Origin of the sequence: Neorhizobium descurainiae (assembly GCF_051400715.1) — a bacterium.
Lineage (GTDB): Bacteria > Pseudomonadota > Alphaproteobacteria > Rhizobiales > Rhizobiaceae > Neorhizobium.
The window spans coordinates 60,836-83,128 of record NZ_JBLFFK010000007.1; the positions used below are offsets into that span (position 1 = coordinate 60,836).

18 protein-coding genes are annotated in these 22,293 nt (G+C 61.9%); 7 read left to right on the top strand and 11 right to left on the bottom strand.

Annotation, left to right across the window (positions count from 1 at the left end):
* The first annotated feature begins 14 nt into the window (after nt 1-14).
* Together ACMGE0_RS14265 and ACMGE0_RS14270 are read left to right on the top strand one after the other, a co-directional pair.
* Nucleotides 15-845: a glycerophosphodiester phosphodiesterase family protein gene (locus ACMGE0_RS14265; RefSeq protein ID WP_436816527.1), complete on the top strand. Its 831-nt coding sequence runs from the start codon at nt 15-17 to the stop codon at nt 843-845.
* Nucleotides 842-1,672 (top strand): inositol monophosphatase family protein, encoded by an 831-nt coding sequence (locus tag ACMGE0_RS14270; protein WP_436816528.1) that lies wholly within the window; start codon nt 842-844, stop codon nt 1,670-1,672. Before ACMGE0_RS14265 ends, ACMGE0_RS14270 begins: the two co-directional genes overlap by 4 nt.
* Nucleotides 1,673-1,974: 302 nt before the next feature.
* On the opposite strand, the gene ACMGE0_RS14275 is transcribed toward ACMGE0_RS14270, so the two are convergent.
* The 3 genes from ACMGE0_RS14275 to ACMGE0_RS14285 form a co-directional block, all read right to left on the bottom strand.
* Complete coding sequence (locus ACMGE0_RS14275) at nt 1,975-3,624, bottom strand: OFA family MFS transporter (protein WP_436816529.1); 1,650 nt, start codon at nt 3,622-3,624, stop codon at nt 1,975-1,977.
* A gap of 263 nt (nt 3,625-3,887) precedes the next feature.
* On the bottom strand, nt 3,888-5,906 hold the full coding sequence (locus ACMGE0_RS14280; protein WP_436816530.1) for a sensor histidine kinase: 2,019 nt from the start codon (nt 5,904-5,906) through the stop codon (nt 3,888-3,890).
* Complete coding sequence (locus ACMGE0_RS14285) at nt 5,899-7,290, bottom strand: sigma-54-dependent transcriptional regulator (RefSeq protein WP_436816531.1); 1,392 nt, start codon at nt 7,288-7,290, stop codon at nt 5,899-5,901. Before ACMGE0_RS14285 ends, ACMGE0_RS14280 begins: the two co-directional genes overlap by 8 nt.
* 281 nt (nt 7,291-7,571) lie before the next feature.
* Between ACMGE0_RS14285 and ACMGE0_RS14290 the strand changes: the two genes are divergently transcribed.
* The 4 genes from ACMGE0_RS14290 (at nt 7,572) to ACMGE0_RS14305 (ending at nt 10,866) form a co-directional block, all read left to right on the top strand.
* Nucleotides 7,572-8,072 carry a hypothetical protein gene (locus ACMGE0_RS14290; RefSeq protein WP_436816532.1) on the top strand — a complete coding sequence of 167 codons (501 nt, stop codon included), beginning with the start codon at nt 7,572-7,574 and terminating at the stop codon, nt 8,070-8,072.
* Nucleotides 8,073-8,148: 76 nt separating this feature from the next.
* A complete protein-coding gene (locus tag ACMGE0_RS14295; protein WP_436816533.1) occupies nt 8,149-10,008 on the top strand; it encodes an ABC transporter ATP-binding protein in 1,860 nt (619 codons plus the stop codon).
* Between the two features lie 133 nt (nt 10,009-10,141).
* Nucleotides 10,142-10,324, top strand: coding sequence for a hypothetical protein (locus ACMGE0_RS14300; RefSeq protein WP_436816534.1), 183 nt, complete (start codon nt 10,142-10,144; stop codon nt 10,322-10,324).
* On the top strand, nt 10,321-10,866 hold the full coding sequence (locus ACMGE0_RS14305) for a GXWXG domain-containing protein (protein WP_436816535.1): 546 nt from the start codon (nt 10,321-10,323) through the stop codon (nt 10,864-10,866). Before ACMGE0_RS14300 ends, ACMGE0_RS14305 begins: the two co-directional genes overlap by 4 nt.
* Nucleotides 10,867-11,107: 241 nt before the next feature.
* Here the strand turns inward: ACMGE0_RS14305 and ACMGE0_RS14310 are convergent, their stop codons facing one another.
* The 8 genes from ACMGE0_RS14310 to ACMGE0_RS14345 all read right to left on the bottom strand — a co-directional run bounded on the left by ACMGE0_RS14310 (nt 11,108) and on the right by ACMGE0_RS14345 (nt 20,927).
* Nucleotides 11,108-11,935 (bottom strand): MTAP family purine nucleoside phosphorylase, encoded by an 828-nt coding sequence (locus tag ACMGE0_RS14310; protein WP_436816536.1) that lies wholly within the window; start codon nt 11,933-11,935, stop codon nt 11,108-11,110.
* A gap of 12 nt (nt 11,936-11,947) precedes the next feature.
* Nucleotides 11,948-13,249 (bottom strand): amidohydrolase family protein, encoded by a 1,302-nt coding sequence (locus tag ACMGE0_RS14315; RefSeq protein ID WP_436816537.1) that lies wholly within the window; start codon nt 13,247-13,249, stop codon nt 11,948-11,950.
* A 2-nt stretch (nt 13,250-13,251) separates the two neighbouring features.
* On the bottom strand, nt 13,252-13,971 hold the full coding sequence (locus tag ACMGE0_RS14320) for an MBL fold metallo-hydrolase (RefSeq protein ID WP_436816538.1): 720 nt from the start codon (nt 13,969-13,971) through the stop codon (nt 13,252-13,254).
* A 4-nt stretch (nt 13,972-13,975) separates the two neighbouring features.
* Nucleotides 13,976-14,830, bottom strand: coding sequence for an ABC transporter permease (locus ACMGE0_RS14325; RefSeq protein ID WP_436816539.1), 855 nt, complete (start codon nt 14,828-14,830; stop codon nt 13,976-13,978).
* Nucleotides 14,827-15,747: an ABC transporter permease gene (locus ACMGE0_RS14330; RefSeq protein WP_436816540.1), complete on the bottom strand. Its 921-nt coding sequence runs from the start codon at nt 15,745-15,747 to the stop codon at nt 14,827-14,829. Before ACMGE0_RS14330 ends, ACMGE0_RS14325 begins: the two co-directional genes overlap by 4 nt.
* Nucleotides 15,748-15,818: 71 nt before the next feature.
* A complete protein-coding gene (locus ACMGE0_RS14335; protein ID WP_436816541.1) occupies nt 15,819-17,336 on the bottom strand; it encodes an ABC transporter substrate-binding protein in 1,518 nt (505 codons plus the stop codon).
* 61 nt (nt 17,337-17,397) lie between these two features.
* Nucleotides 17,398-19,476 carry an alpha-amylase family protein gene (locus tag ACMGE0_RS14340; protein ID WP_436816542.1) on the bottom strand — a complete coding sequence of 693 codons (2,079 nt, stop codon included), beginning with the start codon at nt 19,474-19,476 and terminating at the stop codon, nt 17,398-17,400.
* Nucleotides 19,467-20,927 carry an amidohydrolase family protein gene (locus ACMGE0_RS14345; RefSeq protein WP_436816543.1) on the bottom strand — a complete coding sequence of 487 codons (1,461 nt, stop codon included), beginning with the start codon at nt 20,925-20,927 and terminating at the stop codon, nt 19,467-19,469. Before ACMGE0_RS14345 ends, ACMGE0_RS14340 begins: the two co-directional genes overlap by 10 nt.
* Before the next feature lie 278 nt (nt 20,928-21,205).
* Between ACMGE0_RS14345 and ACMGE0_RS14350 the strand changes: the two genes are divergently transcribed.
* Nucleotides 21,206-22,093 (top strand): LysR family transcriptional regulator, encoded by an 888-nt coding sequence (locus ACMGE0_RS14350; RefSeq protein WP_436816544.1) that lies wholly within the window; start codon nt 21,206-21,208, stop codon nt 22,091-22,093.
* Nucleotides 22,094-22,293 lie beyond the last annotated feature (200 nt).

Below are 22,293 nucleotides of genomic sequence, written 5' to 3' on the forward strand. Positions count from 1 at the left end.
CCAAGGAAAACAAAATGACTCATTACAAGGACTATATCGCCGACCCGGCGCGCGCCTGCGCCGTCGTTGCCCATCGCGGCGCCTGGCATGGTGCGCCGGAAAACAGCCTGGCATCGATCGAACGGGCGATCGCCGTCGGCGCCGACATCGTCGAACTGGATGTGCGCAAGAGCGCCGATGGCGAACTCTTTCTCATGCATGACGACACGCTATTGCGCATGGCCGGCATCGACCGCGACGCGGAAACCTTGACCATGGCCGAGCTGCAGGCGATCACACTGCGCGAGGACGATGGCGGCGTGCATCGCCTAGCCACTGACCAGCGCATTCCGACGCTGAAAGAGGCGCTCGAAATCATCCGCGGCCGCATTTTTGCCGATCTCGACCTCAAGGATCGCAGCCTGTTTTCCGAAGTCGCGGCCTGCGCCCGCGAGATGGATGCCGCACCCTATGTCGATCTGAAGACGCGCGTCATGAGCCGCGAGGAACTCGATTGGGTCCGCGCCCAGGGTACCGAAGGCGTACCCTTCATGGCGATGGCAAAATTCACGGCCGAACGCCTGCAGGAAACCATGGCGTTGCTTAGCGAGATCAAACCGTTCATGTGCGAGATACGCTTCGACCGGATCGAGACGATCGCCGAGAACCGGCAGATGTTCCGGGATGCCGGCATGGCGCTTTGGATGAATACGCTCAACATGGCCGCAAGCGGCGAGTGGCGGGACGAAACGGCGCTCGTCGATCCGGGCAGCATCTGGGGAAGGCTGATGGATGCCGGCATCAGCGTCTTCCAGACCGACGAGCCGGAAGCCTTGAAGGCTTATATCGAGGCGGGCCGCAAATGAAGGCCGTAGCCGACGAACTGCTCTCAAGCCTGATGGGCGACATGCGCGATGCGGCTGAGACCGAGATACTGCCGCGCTTCCGCGCCATCACAGCCGACGCCATCCGCGCCAAGACATCGGCCGACGACATCGTGACGGATGCGGACATCGCCGCCGAACGTGTCCTCAGCCAGAGGCTGGCGGAGCGCCTGCCTGGCATCGCCATTGTCGGCGAGGAGGCGGTGTCGGAAGACGCCTCCATCATCTCGCGTCTCGCCGATGCCGATCTTGCCGCCGTTATTGATCCGGTCGATGGCACCTGGCATTTCGCCCATGGGGTGCCGTTGTTCGGCAGCATCCTTGCAATCGTGTCGGGCGGGGAGACCATCGCTGGACTGATTCACTACCCGATCCTGGGCGACTTCCTGATCGCCCGCCGCGGTGAGGGCGCCTGGCATGTGGCTGGCGATGGCAGGCGGACGCGTCTTGCCGTCGCTGCACCGAGGCCGATCGAGGAGATGCACGGCTTCATTCCGCTGCACATGTTCGAGCCGGATTTGCAGGCGAAGCTGGCGCCGCGCGTGCTGCGCTTCCTGCGCACCACCACATGGCGCTGCTCGGCCTTCGAATATCGGATGCTGGCGACCGGCGCGATGAGCTTCTGCCTCAACGAAAGCCTGAAGCCCTGGGACCATGCCGCGGGTGTACTGATCCATTCGGAGGCCGGTGGTTATGCAGCGGTCGTGGACGGTGAAACCTATCGGCCCACAATGATCGAAGGTCACCTCCTGTCGGCGCCGGACAAAAGGTCCTGGTTGGCCATACAAGGTGCACTATCCGGAGGCTAGAATATGAGGACAGATCTAAAAGGACTTCGGATTTGGCTATCAGCGGCAGCGGTTCGAAGCATAAAGGCACACTCGGTTGATCATCGACGTGGTTCCCGGCCGCATGTTCTCGTTTCGACAACGGGTGCGAGAACGTCTTTGCCCCCGGGGGCTCTTCCGACACGGGAGGCCTGCGCTATGCCGGAGGGCCACATTTTCGCGATGTCGCCTCAGCCGCGAGTGGTTGAAATATCGTTAACCAGCTGCACCGAGAAAGACCCCAGGACGGTGTCTGGAGGTCTCGCCCGGTTCCTGCAACCCATTCAGAACAATGCAGAGGTCTTCTGCAGCGTTATCCAGACGCCCCAGAAAATCGGAATGCCGACGGCTGCCCAGGCGAGTGCCGCCTTGCCGTCCAACCCGCCGCGACCGATGCCGAAGGAACCCGTCGACCGAGGCCGCATCGCGGCCGATTTCGCTTGCAAGGCCGCAACCTCCTCCGGTCTCATGAACCATTTTTCGGACAACGGCTTGACCCGCGAATTGGCGATCAGCCCGAGGGCAAGCATGCCGGCCAGGATATACATGGTGAAGTCATAGAGCTGGTCGCGCGGGACGCCGGCGGCGATCTGGAATTCGCGGATATAATTGACCACGACCGGACCGATGATGCCCGCCGTCGCCCAGGCCGTCAGCAGGCGGCCATGGATCGCGCCCACGAACTGCGTACCGAAGATATCGGCGAGATAGGCCGGGACCGTTGCAAAGCCCCCGCCATACATCGACAGGATCACACAAAGGATGATCACGAATAGCAGCTGACTGCCCATGTGGGCGGCGCTCGGTGCGAGTGCGTAGAGGATGATGCCAAGGACGAAGAAGGTGTAGTAGGTGTTCTTACGGCCGATCTTGTCCGACAGGGACGCCCAGAAGAAGCGGCCGCCGATGTTGAACAGCGAGAGCAGGCCGGCAAATCCCGCCGCGATCGCTGCGATTGCCGTCTTCTGCGAGTTGTCGAGCTGCGTGAACGTGAGTTCCGGATGGCCGATCAACCGGCCGCCGAAGATTTCCTGCAGCATGGGGGAGGCCATGCCGATCACGCCGATGCCGGCGGAGACGTTCAGGCAGAGCACCGCCCAAATCAGCCAGAACTGCTTGGTTTTGTGGGCGTCGCGCAGGTGCACGTGGTGGACGGTGATCATCGTCTTGCCCGCTGCCGACGGAGGCGTCCAGCCGTCAGGGCGCCAGCCGGCCGGCGGAATGCGGTAGCCGAAGGCACCGGCCATCATGAAGACGAAGTAGACAGCGGCCATGACCAGGAAGGTCTGCCACACCCCGACCGAGTCCGGTGTTTTGAAATAGTTCATCAGGATGTCGGCGAGCGGCGCGCCGATCATCGCGCCGCCGCCGAAGCCCATAATCGCCATGCCGGTCGCCATGCCGCGGCGGTCGGGGAACCATTTGATCAGCGTCGAGACCGGTGAAATATAGCCCAGCCCCAGTCCAATGCCGCCGACCACGCCGGCGCCGACCCACATTAGCCACAGTTGATGGGTGATGACGCCGATGGCGGCAATGGCGATGCCGCCGCACCAGCAGAGCGCCGAGACGAAACCGGCTTTCCGCGGTCCCGCATGCTCCAGCCAACCGCCCCAGAGCGCGGCCGAGGAGCCCAGAAGGACGAAGAACAGCGTATAGATCCAGCCCAGATCGGCTACGCGCCAATCACAGCTCGTGGTGAACAGCGCCGTCAGCAGATTGAGGTCCTGACAGGCCACGGATTGGGTGACGCCGATCGCGCGCGACAGCGGCAGCCAGAATACGCTAAAGCCGTAGGCCATGCCGATGCACAGATGGATGGCGAGCGCGGCCGGGGGGACCAGCCAGCGATTGAAGCCGGGCTGCGCGATGATGCGCTCCCTATCGAGTATTCCGGGCGAGGCCTCGGGGATCGTATCGGTCGATGTGGTCATGAGTTCTCCTCCGCGGCGATCCCCTGCGGGATCGCCATGATGTCGTTCACGCAAGAACGGAGACGGCCCCTCCGCCGTCCGTCCGACAATCCGTGCACCGGCTTGTCGTCGTGGCCGAAAGGCCCGTCCTCCCCACAAACACCATGCAACCGCCATGCCAGGGAGAAATGCCTTCCACTTGAATGGCTTACGGAATGTGGATGAGGAGGTTTGGGACAATTTGTCCGTGCGGGGCGGACAAATTGTCCGATCGGAGGGATCGCCTATGCGGCTTCCGGCAGCCAGATCGTGAAGGCAGCACCCTTTCCGGGACTGCTGTCGAGAAAGATCGTGCCGCCCTGCCGGGTGACCAAGGTCTGGCTGATCGGGAGCCCGAGCCCGGTTCCCTCCTGCCGCTTGGTGGTGAAGAATGGGTCGAAGACCTTTGCCGCGACCTCCTCGCTCATGCCGATGCCGGTATCCTGCACGACGATCTGAACGCCGTGTCGCGCTCCGCGATCCTGGTTGCGGGTCTGCAGGCAGAGGGTGCCGCCGTCCGGCATGGCATGGATGGCGTTGACGATCAGGTTGACGATCACCTGCTGCAATTCGGTGCGGTTCATCAGCACTGGTCGCGTGGCGCGATCCTCGAGCTTCACTTCGATCGCGGCTTTGGCGAGCAGGTGCTGGACCAGAGGCAGGCAGTCGGCGATAACGGCGCCGGGAACATGGCGCTCGACGGCACCTGCAAATTCCTCCGGCCGCGCGAATTGCAGGAGCTTGGTGACGATCTGGCTGATGCGGTGGATTTGTTCATCCAGGAGGCGGAATTCAGTCTTGGCGAGAGCTGCCCGATCGCCGACCAGAGATTGGATGACTTCAAGATTGCCCTGCATAACTGCGATGGGATTGTTGATCTCATGGGCGACGCCGGCCGTGATCTCGCCGATGGCTGCCAGCTTTTCCGACATGATCAACTGCTTTGTCGTCGCTTCGAGCTGTCGGTTGGCGAGTTGCAGCTCGCGCGTGCGTTCATCGACGCGAGCGTTCAGCTCCTCGTTCCATTGCCGAAGCGCCTGGTCGCGCTGCTCGAGCTGATCGAGAAGATGGTCGAGATGGATGGCCACCCGTCCGATCTCGTCTTGGCTTCCGACCGGCCCGGTACGGGCGCCGAGATCGCCGCTCTCGACACGGGCGATCGTCAGGTTCACCCGCTCCAGCGGTTGGAAGATGCCGCGGGCCCAGTGAAAGAAAATTGGCACGCTCCCGGCGGCGGTCGCGAGGAACGCCAGCGCGATCGTAACGACGGTCTGATATTTGGCGGCGGTGAACGGAGCCTGCAGGAAGCCGACATAGAGCATGCCGACGCGCCCGCCGAAACTGTCGGTGATCGGCTCATAGGCCGAGATGTACCAGTCGTTGACGACGAAGGCGCTGTCGAGCCAGGTTCGACCGTGATCGAGGACGGCCGAGCGAACGGCAGCGGATACCCGCGTTCCGAGCGCGCGGCGGTCTTCGAAAAGCCTGACATTGGTACTGATGCGGACATCCTCGAGAAAGAGCGTCGCCGTGCCCTGGCTGCCTTCCGGCAGGCTTGCTTGGCGGTAGACAAGGTCATTGATCGTATCGATGAAGAGGAGGTTCTGGTTGAGCAGCATGCCGCCCACCAGGATTGCGGTGCGGCCGTCGGCCAGTGTGACGGGGCTTGCGCTCTGCACCACCATGCCGCGGTTTTCTTCCGTCCTGTCCGTCGGCACGGCATTCGTCGTCTCGACGAGCGGCAGCCGTGCGCGTTCGGCAAGGGCTGGGGATAGCCGCCTCAATTCCTCCGGTGCGAAAATATCGATAGCGGTCGTGGATCGGCCGGCGATAGCAGCCGCGAGGATCGGCCAGTCGTTTCGAAGCCGCGCCGCCGTATCCGGCGTGCTTGAAGCCACCAACCGGCCGTCCGGTGTGGCTATATAGAGGAAATCGAGATCAAGGCGCTCGCGATTTTCGCCGAGCAGCCGGTCGAGTGCCGGTTGCCCCTCTGTCGCAACGTCCCGGAACCGAGCAGAAGCGCCGAGTGCGGCGATATGTTCGCCAGTGTTTTCCAAGATGCGGGCAAGATACTGATGCGCGATTGTCAGGTCGCCGTTAACCTTGGAGATCAGTGCGGCGTTGAACTTCGTATCCCAGCGATAGATCGTCACCGCCAGCAACAGGGGCAGGATGACCAGCATCGGCAGGAGCGCGATAGCAAGCAGCCTGTAGCGCACCGAGCGCGCGGGTCGTCCTCCGGCGGTATCGGCAGCCTCAGCCATTCCAGCTCGCCAGCTTGCGATCGATCGTCTTGCGGGAGATGCCGAGCAATCGCGCTGCCTCGTCGCGCTGGCCGTTGCAGCCGGCCAGCACATTGAGGATGTGATGGCGTTCGACGTCGGCCAGGACCGCGCTGCCCGATTTTGCTTTTCCGGCGATCGAAGCGCCGAAACTGTCGGGAAAACGGCCGAGGATCAGGGTGCGTTCGATCAGATTGCGCAATTCCCGCACATTGCCCGGCCAGTCATAGGTGGACAGCGCGCGCCGTATTGCTTCATCAATCGGAACCGGAGGCATGCCGAGCTGCGACGAAAGCTTCATCATGAACAGGTTGGCGAGTTCGATCGCATCGCCTTCGCGCTCCCGCAGCGGCGGGAGATGAATTTGCATGACATTGATGCGGAAGAAGAGATCGGCGCGAAAACGGCCTGCCTGCACCTGATTTTCAAGCTCGGCATTTGTGGCGAAGATGAAACGAAGATCGACCGGCGCCTCGCGTTCCGAACCGACCGGCCGCACCCTGCGGTCCTCGAGCACACGCAACAGCTTGCTCTGGGTCGCGACCGGCAGTTCGCTGATCTCGTCCAGGAACAGCGTGCCGCCCTGAGCATGCAGGAAAAGCCCGTCGCGGTCGCGGGCAGCCCCCGTGAAGGCGCCTTTCAAGTGGCCGAAGAGCTCACTCTCGATCATGTCTGGGGGAACGGCGCCGCAATTGATTGGGACGAACGGCTTTGCGGCACGATCGGAAAGCGCGTGAAGCGAGCGGGCCGCCACTTCCTTGCCGGTGCCGGAATGGCCCGTCAGCAGCACCGATGTCGGCAACGGCGCCACCCGTGCGATGGTTTCGCGCACCCGTCGGATAGCCGCTGATTCGCCGATCAGCCGCTCCCGCAGGAGGATGTGGTCGGACGTGGCTTTCAGTTCGTGGCGCAGCACGTAGTTCTCGCGCTGCAGGCGAATTCGGTCGAGACAGCGCGCGACGGCATTGAGGATCTGGTTCGATCGGAAAGGCTTCAAGACGAAATCCACAACGCCGGCGCGCAAAGCCTGGATCGCGGTATCAAGGTCGGCATAGGCTGTGATCAGGATGGCATCGGCAAAGAAGCCGATCGCCCGCTGTTCGGCCAACCACTCGACACCGTTCTTGCGTGGCATGACATTGTCGAGGATCACCACGTCGAAATGATGATGATCGAGCTTGCGGGCCGCTTCCTCGGTATCGGCGGCTTCCTCGATGCGCTTGCAGCGCGGCCCGAGCGTCCGCATCAGGAAATTTCGCATGCCGGGCTCGTCATCGACGATCAGGATCGAAGCCTGGGCGAGCCATGGTCCGAATTCCGGATCGGCGGACGTGTCGCCTGCGTTGGGCACGACCTCTACTGGCACTCGGTTTCCTCCGCTGTCCGCATAGGAAGCGCAAAAGTAAAGAGAAATACAATAGGTAATTACCGAATTGATCGTTTACGGGTGGCCCGCTGTGAAGCTTGATCAGCAGGAATATTTGTTCCGTCTCGCGTTTCGATAATTCCCGTGCGCTTCAGGACGATTGTTCAATCGCCTCCGTCCAAGCCAGACAAGAGCCTGATGATGATCCCAAGGCGCGATCAGGATGAACCGCATCTGATTTACAGCCGTGCCATAACTGCGATCAAACGGGTTGCCCGTCATTGCTTCCTCGTGTCGATCCTGGGGACGTTATTGCGTTCAAGACGGTGGAAAGGCTGTATGGCAACAAAAAAGGCCGGAGCGAAATCGCACCGACCTTCCTCATCATCGCCTACCCACCAGTGCCAGTGCATCCGTGGTCAAAAGTTAGAAAACGATGGGCGATTGCGAGCGGCGAATTCATTCCAGCGCTTATCAGCAATGCCAACGGATTGTCTTATCGGTCATCTTTGTGTTCAAAACACGTTCAGCATCCGCTGAGCAGGCTCGATCGGCCTTTTAGCGGACGGTTGAAGCACGGCTCATCGATGATGAAAGTGCTGTTGATCGCACCCTTTGCGCTTGCGGCACTGTTTTCAGGGTTACCCGCATCATGGGCCAATCAATGTCGCTCGAACAGCCTTTGTGCTGTCGGAAGTGCGCTCTCGTGGTCGGCTGGAGCTTCCTGGATATCCGGCTTTCCCGACCTTGATTTCGTATCTTGCCAAGGAGCTCTAAATTGAAAGTTTGCTGCGGAAAGATGATGCAACGTGGTAGCTGAGTCCGCGAATCCCTTTCCCATCTTGACCCGAGCGGCCGATGTCAATTTCAGATGCGATTTACCGTCCCTTCGAAATATTGATCCGGCCGCTCGATATCCCCTACCGGCCGCTGCCGTCCAAGGGACCGGTGACGGTGCTCCTGCATTTCATTTCGATGTTCCGCGGCGTGCTGATTGCACTGGCGCTTTGCACCATGGCGAACGAGGTCATGAGTCTAACCATCGTCTGGGGGCTCTCGATCATTGTCGACGGCGTGACGCAACAAGGCGCGTCCGCCTTCCTCCTAAGCGAATGGCGGCTCATGACGTTCCTCGGCCTGCTGCTCTTTCCGGGCATACCTATCACCTCGTTCCTCGTAAACACGCTAACCTCGCATACGCTCGGGATCGGCATGCCGGCTGCCATACAGTGGCAGGGGCACAAGGCAGTGGAGCGGCAGGATCTAGCGTTTTTCCACGATCTCTATGCCGGTCAGGTCGCCGCACGCTTGTCGCAGGTGGCCTCATCCGTGCAGCAGCAGATCATTTCCGCTTTCCAGTCCATCCCGCGCTTCCTGATGCAGATGGTAGGTTCCGTTATCCTGCTTTCGACCCTATCCTGGCCGCTCGCGGTGCCGACCGTCATCTGGATTACGCTCAACGTCCTGCTTGCCATCAGACTGGCGCCGATCTTTACCGAACGCTCGCGCCGCTCCGCCAAGCAGCGCGGCCTGATTTCCGGTGCCATCACCGATCTCTACGCCAATATGCAGATGATCAAACAGTTCGCCGCAGAAGACAGCGAAGCCGGCGCCATCCGCGGCATTATCGCCAAGGCGATCAAGACGCAACAGAACGAGCAACGTATCTATCGCACAGCGGAACTGACCGTCGTCGTCCTCAACATGCTGCACTGGCTGTCGGTGCTGTCGATTGGCTTTACAGGTCTCGTCGAGGGTTTCGTCACGATCGGCGAATTCACCGGCGCGGCCTATATCCTCACGCGGTTGTCCGGTCACACTTTCACCTTCCTGCAGATGGGCGAGCAGATCTTCCGGGCAATCGGCACCATCAAGGACGCCATGCCGGTCATGACGACGCCGCCCACCATTACCGACCGGCCGGACGCGCAGGAACTTGCGGTGACAGGCGGCGAAATCCGCTTCCACAATGTCCAGTTTGCCTACAAGGCGGGCAAGCCCGTCATCGACAAGCTCTCGCTGACGGTCCGTCCGGGCGAAAAAGTCGGCCTTGTCGGCCTCTCCGGCGCTGGCAAGACCACGCTCGCAAACCTGCTTCTGCGCTTCTACGACATCAAGGACGGCGCGATCCTTATCGACGGCCAAGATATCCGCGCCGTCACCCAGGCGAGTCTGCGCCGCGCCATCGGCGTCATTGCCCAGGATGTGGCGCTGCTGCACCGCTCGGTCGGCGATAATATCCGCTACGGCCGGCCGGAGGCGACACAGGAGGAGATCGAAAGCGTCGCAAAGATGGCAAAGGCCGAAGCCTTCATCGCCGATCTGACCGATAGCGAAGGCCGAAAAGGCTACGAGGCTTTCGTCGGCGACCGCGGCATCAAGCTCTCGGGCGGCCAGCGCCAGCGCGTGGCGATCGCCCGCGTGCTCCTGAAGAACGCACCGATCCTTGTGCTCGACGAAGCAACCTCGGCGCTCGACAGCGAATCCGAAGCCGCCATCCAGGAACGGCTGAACTTCATGATGGAAGGAAAAACCGTCATCGCCATCGCCCATCGCCTGTCGACCATCGCCAGCATGGATCGGATCGTTGTGCTCGACCACGGGCGTGTCATGGAGGAAGGCAGACCCGACGAACTGGTCGAACGGGATGGGCTGTTTGCCCGCCTGTGGAAACGCCAGATCGGCGGCTTCATCCCAGAGGACATCAGTTTCCCCTGAATCTGGAGGCTGGTCACGCGCAATCGGTCGTTGGCGGGTGGGCGCAAGCCAGATTACCCTGGCTCGGTTGGAACATCACATCTCTCGGGCCGTTCGGCTTCGGACAAAGTCTATATCAAACGGGGCCCGGAAGATGAGACCTCACATACCGAAGCAGCAAGGCAACAAGAACACCGATGCCGTGCCGAAAGGCACGCCTTTTGCCGCCGAGAATACCTGCCGGCGCTGCAATGGAACGGGCAAGGTCGGCGGAGAGACATGTCCCCAATGTCAGGGAACGGGCAAGGTGACGACGCCGGTCGGAGGCGCCGGTTGACAGCCGATAGCGGCATAATCACTCCGCACAAACCGTTCAGCTTCTCCTCCCAGGATGAGGCATTGCGGTTCTTCGACGATCTGCCGCCCGTCATGCCAGATGAATTGATTGGCCTTTGGAAAGGCTGCGGGATCATGACAGGACATCCGCTCGATGGCATCCTCGAGAATCTCGGATGGTACGGCAAGCGCTTCAATCCCGATCTGCGAGCCGACGCTCTTTTATTTCAAATGGAGCCGCGGAGGCTCGTGCCCATCGATCCCGGTCTGATACCGCTCAAGCTGGCATTCCGCTTCCCCCGCTTTGGCCGCACCAGGATCGCCCGGAACTGGTTTACTTATCTGCAGAAGGGATTGCGAGCGACAGCGCCGATTGCCGCGCTGACGCCGCGATCGTTTCGCGGAAAGGTGAGCGCGGCAATGATCTATGATCGCCAGCCGATCACGGATTATTTTCGACAATTCGACGAGGAGACGGTGATCGGCGCCATGGCCCTCGAAGGCGACAATCGTCTCTATTTCTTCCGTCTCAGCCGCGCTTAGCGGGCTATGTTGCAAATCTTCAAGCTACCGGTGAGCGTTCACAAATCAATCCCAGGAGATCGTTGGTGGCATGGAAACGAGGAACGGAATGCCGCTTTCGGCAGCGTCGTTGAAACCTGCGCTGCTCCCGAGGTGTTCATCTTCCTCGTCGTTCACGCGAACGAGGTGGAGAGATTGCCAACGGAAAGCACGGGGCCGGCTTGCATACTCAGGACCTATGGCAGAGCAGCCTGAGGCATGATTAAGCGCGTCGCTTGAGCCACGCCGGCGGATGGCCGTGAAAGCCGCCGTCGAGGGCGTGGCCGCAATTGCAGGCCCGTTCCGGAGAAATGCCGGAGATCGCGTCGATCAGCGTCTTCTCGATCAGATCATGCAGGCCTTCCTTGTAGTAGATCTCATTCATGCTTCCGGGACCGAAATGGACCACAGCAGGTGCCATGCCGGCGCCGAAGTTGATGACGGGGGCGATCGAGGCAAAGCACATCTCCGCTTCCCGGGCGAAGATCACTTCCGGCACCAGCGGCGTTCCAACGATGTCTCCGCCGTCCCGGGCATAGGCGCGGATCTCCGCCGGCGTCTCAAAGCGCGGACCTTCAGTGCAGACGAAGGTGCCGCGCTCGATCACCCGGTTGCTGTGCTTGTTGGCAGCGGCGATGAGGTCGGCGCGCAACCTCGGGCAGAAAGGATCCGTGAAATCGACGCGCACCCAGCATTCGCTCTCATCGAAGAGCGATTGTGCCCGGGCCTTCGTCTTGTCGAGAAAATCGTCAGAAATGACGATATCGCCCGGCCGGATCGCCGGATTGACCGAGCCGATGGCGTTCTGGGAAATTACCGACTCGACCCCGAGCTCGCGCAAGGCCCAGATATTGGCATGATAGTTGATCTTGTGGCTGGGCAGCGTCAGCTTTTCGCCGTAGCGAAGGATGACGGCAGCCTGCCGTCCGCCGATGCTGCCGATCAGCACCGGGGCTCCGCCCCAGGGCGTGGGGACCGTTTCTAGGCGGCGGTCTTTTAGAAGGTTGTCGGAGGCTGCGCTGGTGATGAGCCCGACAGGTGCGTCCGTCATGGTCTTGGTCCTTTACCCGTGATGTCTGTAGTATTCGTGGATGGAGTGGCGGATGGCCGGCTCGTCGACATTGAGCAACCGGCCGTCCTCGAAGATCATGCTGCCGGCCACCATGACGCCGCGCACGTGCTGAGGACCGGCATGGTAGACGATGTCGGAAAGGACGCGCTCGGCGGTCAGTCCCAGCGGATGGCTGAGATCGAGGATGACCAGATCGGCCTGCTTGCCCGCTTCCAGACTGCCGATCTCGGCATCCCAGTTGAGGACGCGGGCGCCTTCCAGCGTCGCCATGGTGAAGGCGTCTTGCGCTCCCATGATCTTTCCGTCCAGGCTCGTGGCGCGCTGCAGGAGCACTGAGAGCTTCATTTCCTGGAAGAGATCGAGGCAGTTGTTGCTGAGCGTGCTGTCGGTGCCCAGCCCCACGGGCACGCCGCGCTTACGCAGCTCCGGCACGGGCGCGACGCCGCTCGCGAGCTTGGCATTGCTCGCCGGATTGTGGGCGACGCCGGCGCCGGTGCTTGCGAGAATGTCCATGTCGTTCTCGTCGACCCAGACGCAGTGAGCGAGCACGGCACGGCTGTCGAGCACGCCGAGGCCATCGAGCCAGGCGGTCGGCGACTGGCCGTATTGCTCCATCACCATCTCGTTCTCGCGTCGGTTTTCCGCGACATGGATGACGAAGGGCAGGTCGAGGCGGTCGGCCTCCCGCTTGATCTCCTTGAGCAAGGCAGGTGTGCAGCTATAGGGCGAATGGCCGCCAAGATAGAAGCGGCAGAGGCCATTGCCCTTGTGCATTTCGATCGCTTCGGTGGTTTCCTCCAGTGCCAGCGGCCAGTTCGGCCGGCCGTTGCGGCGCAGTTCCGGCGAGTTGGCGAGCGCGCCGCTCAGCGATCGCATGCCGATTTCGCTTGCCACTAAGGCGAAGACGCCGGCGCCGTAACGGGTGCAGTCGCAGGCCGTCGTGATGCCGTTCCTCACCATGTCCATGACGGCAAGGTAGCAGCCGCGCCGATTGTCCTCGACCGTGAGGGGGGAGGTATGAGGCGCGAGCGCCGCCGCCCATTCGAAGAGATCGCCCTCGTCGCAGCAGCCGCGATGGGTCGAAAGGCCGCCATGCGCGTGCGTGTTGACAAGGCCGGGGATAACGACGCGGCCGCCGAGATCCTTGCGCGCCGTGAATTCCGGCTGTGGCGGCATCTCGGCCAGCGGGCCCGCCCAGACGATCTTGCTGCCGCGAATGAGGACGGCGCCGTCCTTGTGAAAGCCGCCGGGCAGGCCGGTGCAGAGAAAAATATTATGCAGCAGCGTCAGCATGCTCAGACCTCCAGCGAAAAACGACGGCCGTCGAGCGTCAGGCTGATCTCGACCGAAACGGAAGACGCGGCGACAATGCAGCCGTTCTCCATGGTGAGCGGACCGTCGTGGCCGGGAACGATGACATCGGCCATGGCGACGATGCGGCGAATGCTGGCGCGCGCCGCCTCTTCGTCGAAGGCGCCGGCGGAGACGCCGCTTTCGATCTCGCCGCGATGCTTGATCGCATCCTGCGCGAGCACCGTCGTTTTTCCGGCGACCGTCATCACCAGCGAGACATGGCCGCCGCTATGGCCCGCCGTGCGGATCATCCTGATGCCGGGCAGCACCTCCAGCTCGCCGGAGACCAGGGTGAGTTGCGGACTGCGCAGCAGGCCCTCGACCTGGAAGCGCGAAATGGCTGGATCGTCGTTCATATGATCCTGCACATAGGCGAATTCGCTTTCGTGCAGCACGATCTCCGCTTTCGGAAAACACTCGGCATTGGCCATGTGGTCGAAATGCAGGTGAGACAGGATGACGGTACGGATATCCTGCCGCTCGATGCCGCGTTCGGCGAGCGCCGCCATGAGGCCCGGCCGGTCGCCGCTGCCGCCGGTGTCGAAAAGCGCATAGCCATCGCGGGTCTTCAGCAGCAGGATGGTGCTCCATCCGAGGAAACCGCGTGAACCGCGGCCTGGAAAGCCGGGCATCAGAACGTCGTATGAAGCCAGGTTCGGCATAGCCTCAACCCTCCATCTGCCGAAGGCGCGGATCGAGCAGGTCGCGCAGCCGGTCGCCGACGAGGTTGGTGCCGACAACGGTGACGAAGATCGCAAAGCCCGGAATGGTGGCAACCCACCAGGCATTGCCGATATAATTGCGCCCCTCGGAAATCATCGTGCCCCAGGTCGGCGTTTCCGGTGGAACGCCGAGGCCAAGGAAGCTCAGCGAGGATTCGAACAGGATCATCTTGGCGACCAGCAGGCTGGAGATGACGATGACCGAGGACATGACGTTGGGCAGCAGGTGGCGCGTCAGGATATGGAGCGAGGAAATACCCATTATGTGCGCCGCCTGGATGAATTCGCGTTCGCGCAGCACCAGGCATTCGGCGCGCACCACGCGGGCGTACTGCACCCAGTTGGTCAGCCCGAGGATGGCGATGATGTTCCACAGGCTCGGCCCGACGACGGCGGCGACGGCCAGCGCCAGGACGAGAAATGGAATGGCAAGCTGGATGTCGGTCAGCATCATCAGCACGCGACCGGCATATTTGTCCTCGTAGCCGGCGATGAGGCCGAAGGTGACGCCGACGGCGCCGGAAATCACTACGGAACTGACGCCGACCAGCATGGAGACGCGGGCGCCAACGACGATGCGGCTGAAGATGTCGCGGCCGAGTGCATCCGTTCCGAACAGGTGGATGCCTTCCGACCCCTGCCACAACGGCGGCTTCAGTCGCTGCAGGATGTCCTGCGCGCTTGGATCGTGGGGCACGAGCCAGGGGCCGAGGAGAGCGGCCAAAAGCGCGACGACGACGATAACGAGACCGCCGGTCGCCAATTGGCTTGCCGCATATCGCTTGAGGAAAGCCATCATTTGCTTCTCCTCAAACGTGGGTCGAGCAGGCCGTAGGACAGGTCGACGAGAAGGTTGATGGTGACGATGACGGCGGCCATGAACAGCACGAAGGCCTGGACCACGGTGAAGTCGCGGTTTGCGATCGCCTGAATGGCCAACCGGCCGATGCCGGGATAGGCAAAAACCTCTTCGGTGATGACCGCGCCGCCGAGGAGGGCGCCGATCTGCAGACCGATCACCGTCAGCGTCGGGATCGCCGCATTACGCAGTGCATGGGAGAGAATGATGCGGCTTTCGCGCACGCCCTTGCCGCGAGCGGTGCGGACATAGTCCGACTGCAATACCTCGATCATGGACGAACGCAGAAGGCGGGTGATGATGGCCGTCGAATAGGTGGCGAGCACGATCGCCGGCATGACGAGGTTCTGCCAGTTTCCGCGGCCGGAAGGCGGCAGAACCTGGAAAGTTTCGGAGAAAAGCAAGATCAGCATGATCGCCAGCCAGAAAGCCGGAAAGCTCTGGCCGATCAGGGAGATCAGCAGGCTTGCCCGGTCGATGATCGAGCCGCGGTTGGCAGCGGCGAGGATCGCCAGAGGAAGGGCGAGGGCGATCGACAGTAGGAAGGCCGCGCCGCCGAGCTGGAGCGTTGCCGGCACACGCTCAAGGACGAGTTGCATCGCCGGTTGCTCGTAGCGGAGCGACATGCCGAAGTCACCGCGGAGGGCGCGGCTCAGGAAATCCCAGTACTGGATGATCAGCGGCCGGTCGAAGCCCATGAGGTGCCGGAAGCGCTGGATGTCCTCGATCGAGGCTTCGGGCGGAAGGAAGAGCGCGGAAGGATCACCGCCGATCCGGATCAGGAAAAACACGGCGGCCGACACGCCAAGCAGCACCACCGTGGCATAGAGCAGTCGGGATATCAGGAAATTGGCCAAAACCTGCTTCGCTCCGTCGAAAAATTGTCATCCGCGGCCGGGTCCGATGCCGGCCGCCGATGCCGGTTCTGTCAGAAATGCGCCTTGCGCAGGTTGATCATGCCGTCCGGGCGCGGCACCCAGCTAAGCTTGGCATCGAGACCGTAGATCAGCGGCGGCTGGATCATCGGCAGGTGCGGCGCATCGTCTTTGATGATGGCGGCTGCTTTCTCGTAGATCGACTTGCGTTCCGCCTGGTCGATTGTGCCGGCCCCGGCATCGAGCAGCGCGTCCAATTCAGGATTGCTGTAGTAGCTCTGGTATTGGTCGGTGCGCAGCAAGGGCTGCCAGACGAGGTTCGGATCGCGGCCGCTCCAGCCGGGGAAGGTGATGCCCTCGCGGCCCTTCTTTTCCGAGATCTGACCCCAAACGCCCGGCTCGAGATACTGGATATCGACCTTGATGCCGACCTTGGCGAGGAAGCCGGCGGTCGCTTCGACGATCTCGCTGTCCTTCATGTAGCGGCCCTTGCGTGTCATCAGCGGGACCGTGAACCCGTCCGCATAACCTGCTTCCGCCAAAAGCGCCTTGGCCTTGGCTGGATCGTAGGGATAGGGCTTCCAGGCCGGATCGTAGCCGAAGGCATTGGCGGGCAGGGTCAGCGCGATACGGGTGCCCATGCCGTTCAGGAGCGCCTGCTGGATGGCATCGACATCCACCGCGTAGTTGATCGCCTGCCGGACACGCTTGTCCTTCAAGGGGGTGTCGCGGGTCGTGTCGAAGGCGAGGAAATAAAGCGAGTCGCTGGCGACCGTCGCAATCTTCGTATCGCCGCCTTCAAGCGATGCCATGTCTTCCGGCGGCACGTCGACGGCGATGTCGACGCCCCCACTCTTCAGCTCGGCGATGCGCGTGCGTGTCTCCTTGATCGGACGGAAGACGACCTTGGCGATCGCCGGCTTGCCACCCCAGTAGTCCGGGTTGGCTTCGAGCACGACGTGTTCGTCCTTCTTCCATTCGACAAAACGATAAGGGCCAGTGCCGACCGGCTTGGCGGCGAGGTCTGCTCCGCTGTTCTGCGCGGTGTAGGACGGCGGCACGATCAGCGCCGGAAAGCTTGCCTCGTAGAGCGACAGCAGCATGGTCGGGAACGGCTTATCCGTCTTGATGTCGACCGTGTAGTCGTCGACGATCGTTACGGACTTGATCTGGGAGATACGCGAATAATAGGGTGCCTTGAAATTCGGATCGAGCGCCCGGTCGAACGTGAATTTGACCGCTGCGGCGTTCAAGGGCTCGCCATTGTGGAATTTCACGCCCTCGCGCAGCTTGAAGCGCCAGGTCAGCGGGTCCGGATTGCTCCAGGACGTCGCCAGCGCGGGGACGATGTCGCCCTTTTCGTCCTGGCTGACGAGGCCGTCGTAGATCTGGAAAAGGATGTTGGCCGTCGGGAAGGCGGAATGCTTGGCGGGATCCATCGAATAAGCGTCGGCCGCCTGGGCAACCACGATCGTCGAGGCGTTCTGGGCTGCGGCGCTGAGCGGAAGAAGTGCGAGCGTTGCGGCGCCCAGCGCGCCGACCACGAAATGTCGTCTCAGGATATCTCTCATCTGTTCACCCTTTTCTGTTCTTCGACGGCATGCAGCCATCGGAATGGATCGGTCGTTTTCCTCAAGCCTTCTTCCTCCCGGCCTGACCCTTTACCAGAGCCATGGCCGCAAAGTGATCCAGGCGCTCGATGCGCAGGACCATCATTTTGCCTGCCCTTGTGACGGGCAGTTCCGTGTCGTCGTGCAGTGAAAGCGCGATATCGGCGTCCGTTTCGACGGCGACTTCGAAGCCGGCGAGCGGCGTCAGTTCGGTGAGTCCCTTGGTCTGCGGGGCCGCGGCGTTCAAAAGATGCAGGACCATGCCGTCCGGGTGACCGTAGAGAATGGTCTCCACGCCGCTCGATGCCGTCGTGTGGACAGCTGGGGCGCCGATCTTGCTTTCGACCAGAGTGCCGAGGATCAGGCGATATTCGGGCATCGAATACCGGTGATAGAGCGCGCCGATCCGCCAGGGCAGCCATGTTGCCAGGCCCTTTACGAACCTGCGTTCGATCAGGCCGGGTTCCTTGCCACTGCCTTCGACGGTCGTGAATTCCGGAGCGTTGTTGGCGAAGGGGCCGATGATCCGCAGGTCATCTTGCGTTTCGCCTTCGCCGAAGGGCGCCCAGAACGGACCGGCGGCTGGAATATGCCGGATACCGCCGACGATTTTCCTCAAGTCCGCTCGGCCGAGGGCAAAATAGGCCCCGACAGCCGACCGGGCCCCGCCCGGCAGAGCCGGCAGGCAGCGCAGGGCAGGGGTATTGCGCCCTTCCCCGGTCTCGTTCGCTGCTGCCAGATCGGCCGTGGCGATGATCTTCCCGCCTTGTTCGACATAGGCGTCGATAACCGCCGCATCGGCATCGGACAGGCAGCTTGCAGCCGGCAGGAGGACGAGGTCGAAGCGCTCCAGGTCCGTCAGCCCGAGGCCCGGCGAGACGACGGTGTCGAAGGGGTGGCGAAGGTCGGAGAGCATTTCGCAGACGCCTCGGAATTCCGCGACATGTCCGCTGTAATCGTCAGCGCCGGCCATGCGGCCGGCATCCTCGCCCCAGAGTCTGCTGTCTTCCGAACGGAGGACCGCGATCCGGGCGAGGCTCGCCAGGCCTTCATACCAGCGGACGTTTTTCTCAAGATAGGCGCCGAATTTTCGCAATCCCGGCACGAAGCGCGCGTCTTCGTCATTGAGAAGGCCGTTGACTGCGGGCGCGGTGCTCGCGCCATGCGCGGCAGCCTGGATGAGGTTGTGAACCAGCCGCGCATCCGGCATAGCCGACTGGCGGCTGGCGAAGACTTCCGACGTCGTCTGGATCAGGAGCGGCGGATGATCAGGCTTGAGGGCACGTGCCGTCAGCGCCTCCTCGGCAGCCCAGAGATTCCAGATAGGCTGCGGATCGATCGGGTTCGGCATGACGGGATTGGAGACCTGCGAGCCGATGATGTCGCTGACCTCAGCCATGCGCCGGATATCCCAGCCGTCATGGACGTGATGATAGGGCACGATCGCCGCGCCGGGATTGCGTCCTTGAACATGGCGGCGGACCCGACCCATGTAGTCTGCAAGGAAGCTCTGCCGCCATGCTTCGTAGGCCGGTTCGCGGCGATCCGGTTGGGGAACCGGCCTGCCGGTCGCCGCCTTGACGATGGCCTGGCAACGCTCGCAATGGCAGCGTGGCACATGGAGGTAGTTGAAGAAGAAGCCGTCTGCAGCGGGATAGCGGCCAAGGATTTCGTCGAGGATCGAGAAGACTTCGGTTTGCCAGAAGGGACCGGTGGCGCAGATCTGCGGCATGGCCCAGACGCTGCTGATGGCGCCATCCGGCTTGCGGACGAACCAACCCGGAAGTTTTTCCTCCATGCCTTCGCGGCCCTTGGAGATATCCATCCTTACCAGTACCCGGATATTTTCCGCCTTGGCTGCCTTGAGGAAGTTGCCGAGGAAATCGCCTTTGAGGTGCGGGTTGACCGTCTGGGACATGAGTTGGGTCGGATACCAGGCGGAAAAGCCGCCGCCCATGACGATGCATGCATTGGCGCCGACGCTTCTGATCTCGTCGATCAACTGGCCGATGCTCGATTTTACGGCATCGGTCTCGCGCAGGAGGTGCTGGCAGAAGCGCAGCGGTCGCTTCGTCCAGGCAAGAGGTGAGGTCACCGACATGCGCATTCTCCGGCGGCCCACAGCCTGCCGTACCGCTGTCGCATCCTGCGGATCGGTTTTTCCAGAGCGTGGATCGCAGCCTGAGCGGCGATGCCGTCGATACGCCGCCGGTCTGCGAAGGCTTGCGCCTCCTCCCAGATCGCTGCTTCGTCGATGGTCGTGCAGCGGCCGCCGGACGCAACGATCCGGCCGCCGATCATGACGCTGTCGATCGCGCTCCCGCTTTCGGAAAGGACGAGCTGGCGGACGGTATCGTTCAGCGGCTGGAATGCCGGAGCCTGGGAACGGAAGAAGGTGATGTCGGCGGCACATCCAGCGGCGAGCCGGCCTGTGTCGGCCAAGCCGATGGCATCGGCCCCGCCCAACGTCCCCAAGCGTAGAGCGGTCTGCGGACCGACCCAGGTCTTCTCGTCGTCGGAACGTAGATTATGCAGGAGTGCCGCCCATTTCATCGTTTCGATGAGATTGGCGCCGTCATTGCAGCAGGCGCTGTCCGTGCCGAGACCAACGCGGATGTTTTCTTTCAACAGCTCGGAAAGCCGACAGTGGCCGCTGCCCAGGCGCGCATTGGAAACGGGATTGTGGATGACGGTGGCGTCGGCGGCAGCGATCCGCTCGATATCGTCGGCCTCCAGCCAGATAGAGTGGACGAGATTGGTACGCCGCGTCAGCAGACCGAGACCGGCGAGATGGGCGATCATGCCGCGGCCATAGAGCTTGAAGCCCATTTCCCTCTGCAGCCTCGTCTCAAGCACGTGCGTGTGCAGGATGGTGTCGTATCGCCGGCTGAAATCGGCCGCGGCCGCGAGGAGTTCGTCCGAGCATCGTTGCGGACCGGAGGGGCCGATCCCGACGCTGATCAATCCATCCGCTTCTCCGTGCCAGCGACGGAAGAAGGCTTCCACGACCACCATCTGTTGCTTGGCAGATAGCGGCGCGCGGCCGCCATAGGCGGAAAGATCGAGCCCGGCAAGGTCATCCTCGTCAAAAGGAAGCGTTTCGATGACGCTCTTGTCTGAAACGATCGGGGCGATCACCACCCGCATGCCGCTGTCCAGCCAGGCTGAGGCGACCGCATCAAGAGCTTCTCCGTCGATATCGGGTGAGATGCGGACATGGTCGAGGACCGCGGTCGTTCCCGACCGCATCATCTCGATCGCGCCCAGCATGGTCGAGACGTAGATTTCTCGATGGCTGCGTTTTTCCCGTAGAGCGGAAGACGTGAGAGACCAAAGTTCGAGCGGAAGATCGGCGGCGGCTCCGCGCGCAAGATTGTCCGGGGAGTGGCTATGGCAATTGACGAAGCCAGGTACGGCGATCAGGCCGGAAGCATCGATGATTTTCCGCCCGGGAGGGGACGGCCCACCGGGGGGATGAAGCGCAACGATGCTGCCGCCGACGACCTCGATGGAAAGCCGTCCCGCCTCGAAATGGCCGGCCTTTTCCGTCAAGCATATGGCGTTATCGAACCAGTATCCCGGCACAGATCTTCCAGTCGATGCGTTCCCCGGCGCCTTTTGGCATCCTTGGCGCTAGTGTTCCCAGCTTGAGGCGAAGGGGAATACACAGTTTTGGAAAAAATCATTTTCCGAAAGACCGTCGAGGCCGGTTGGCTGGGTGGCATGCAAATTGCTGCTTCGACATTTCAGCTTGCGATCGCCCATCCAATCCGTAAGCTCCTGATTAACAGCGCGCCAAAAAGCACAATATGCGGCAGTGAACGATCGACGTGAACAGGTTCCAGGACATTTTGTCGTTCGTACGGGTGGCTGAACTCGGCGGTTTCACCGCGGCGGCCAAGGCGCTTTCCTCCTCCACATCGGCGGTAACCAAAAGCGTGACGCGACTTGAGGAAGGTCTCGGCGTTCAGCTTCTGCACAGGACGACGCGGCGGATGCACCTTACGGAATACGGCGCCGAATATTACGAGCGCTGCCGGCAGATTCTGATCGATCTCGATGAAGCGGAGGGGGCGATCCGGGAAGCCAATATCGCACCGAGCGGGCAGGTGCGGATCGCGCTGCCGCCGTCGTTCGGCCGCATGACGGTCATTCCGGCGCTGCCCGAGTTCTACGAACGTTATCCGAATGTTGTTCTCGACCTCTGCCTCAAGAGCCAGACGGCCAATCCGATCGAAGGGGGGTTCGACCTCGTCGTACATTCCGGACGGCTTTCCGATTCCCGGCTGATCAATCGAATCCTTGTCAGGGGTGCCCAAAAGACGGTCGCTGCCCCGAGCTATATTGATCGATACGGCAAGCCTGAGAGGCCGGCCGATCTGGTCCTGCACAATTGCATCACCGGCGCGTTTGGTCCCAACTGGCATTTCCGCGGCAAGGACGGCGGTGACGAGGTGGTTCGGGTGTCCGGTGGTCTCATTACCGACAGCGGCGACATCCTAAGGCAGGCCGCAGTGACCGGTCTCGGCATTTCCCAAGCAACGTGGTGGTTGTTCCGCGAGGAAGTGCAACGCGGCCTGCTTTTGCCTCTGTTGGAGGAATATGAGATAGAGGCAGACCCAATCGCCATCGTCTTCCCCGCCAATCGCCGCACACCCGCGAAGGTAAGAGCCGTCGTAGATTTTCTGCTGAAAATTACTCGAAGCAGCCAACCGTAGGTTCGCGATTTGCTCTTTTGGTGCCCATGACTGTACCATGCCGACCGCAGAATTTTTGTTAAGCGCGGCGCCAATGAGGCCATCATGGTGGCGAATTGTCTGCCGCACTCGACGCCGATATCCTTCGTGATGTGGCAGCGAAAACTGACCTTTCGGAAGAAATAGTGTTGCGCAGGTTCTCGAAGAAACTGCCGGATGCT

Excerpts from the sequence above, each read along its gene's own strand:
- ACMGE0_RS14265 (WP_436816527.1), top strand. The coding sequence starts at position 15 with ATGACTCATTACAAGGACTATATCGCCGACCCGGCGCGCGCCTGCGCC.
- ACMGE0_RS14270 (WP_436816528.1), top strand. The coding sequence starts at position 842 with ATGAAGGCCGTAGCCGACGAACTGCTCTCAAGCCTGATGGGCGACATG.
- ACMGE0_RS14275 (WP_436816529.1), bottom strand. The coding sequence starts at position 3,624 with ATGACCACATCGACCGATACGATCCCCGAGGCCTCGCCCGGAATACTC.
- ACMGE0_RS14280 (WP_436816530.1), bottom strand. The coding sequence starts at position 5,906 with ATGGCTGAGGCTGCCGATACCGCCGGAGGACGACCCGCGCGCTCGGTG.
- ACMGE0_RS14295 (WP_436816533.1), top strand. The coding sequence starts at position 8,149 with ATGTCAATTTCAGATGCGATTTACCGTCCCTTCGAAATATTGATCCGG.
- ACMGE0_RS14300 (WP_436816534.1), top strand. The coding sequence starts at position 10,142 with ATGAGACCTCACATACCGAAGCAGCAAGGCAACAAGAACACCGATGCC.
- ACMGE0_RS14310 (WP_436816536.1), bottom strand. The coding sequence starts at position 11,935 with ATGACGGACGCACCTGTCGGGCTCATCACCAGCGCAGCCTCCGACAAC.
- ACMGE0_RS14315 (WP_436816537.1), bottom strand. The coding sequence starts at position 13,249 with ATGCTGACGCTGCTGCATAATATTTTTCTCTGCACCGGCCTGCCCGGC.
- ACMGE0_RS14320 (WP_436816538.1), bottom strand. The coding sequence starts at position 13,971 with ATGCCGAACCTGGCTTCATACGACGTTCTGATGCCCGGCTTTCCAGGC.
- ACMGE0_RS14325 (WP_436816539.1), bottom strand. The coding sequence starts at position 14,830 with ATGATGGCTTTCCTCAAGCGATATGCGGCAAGCCAATTGGCGACCGGC.
- ACMGE0_RS14335 (WP_436816541.1), bottom strand. The coding sequence starts at position 17,336 with ATGAGAGATATCCTGAGACGACATTTCGTGGTCGGCGCGCTGGGCGCC.
- ACMGE0_RS14340 (WP_436816542.1), bottom strand. The coding sequence starts at position 19,476 with ATGTCGGTGACCTCACCTCTTGCCTGGACGAAGCGACCGCTGCGCTTC.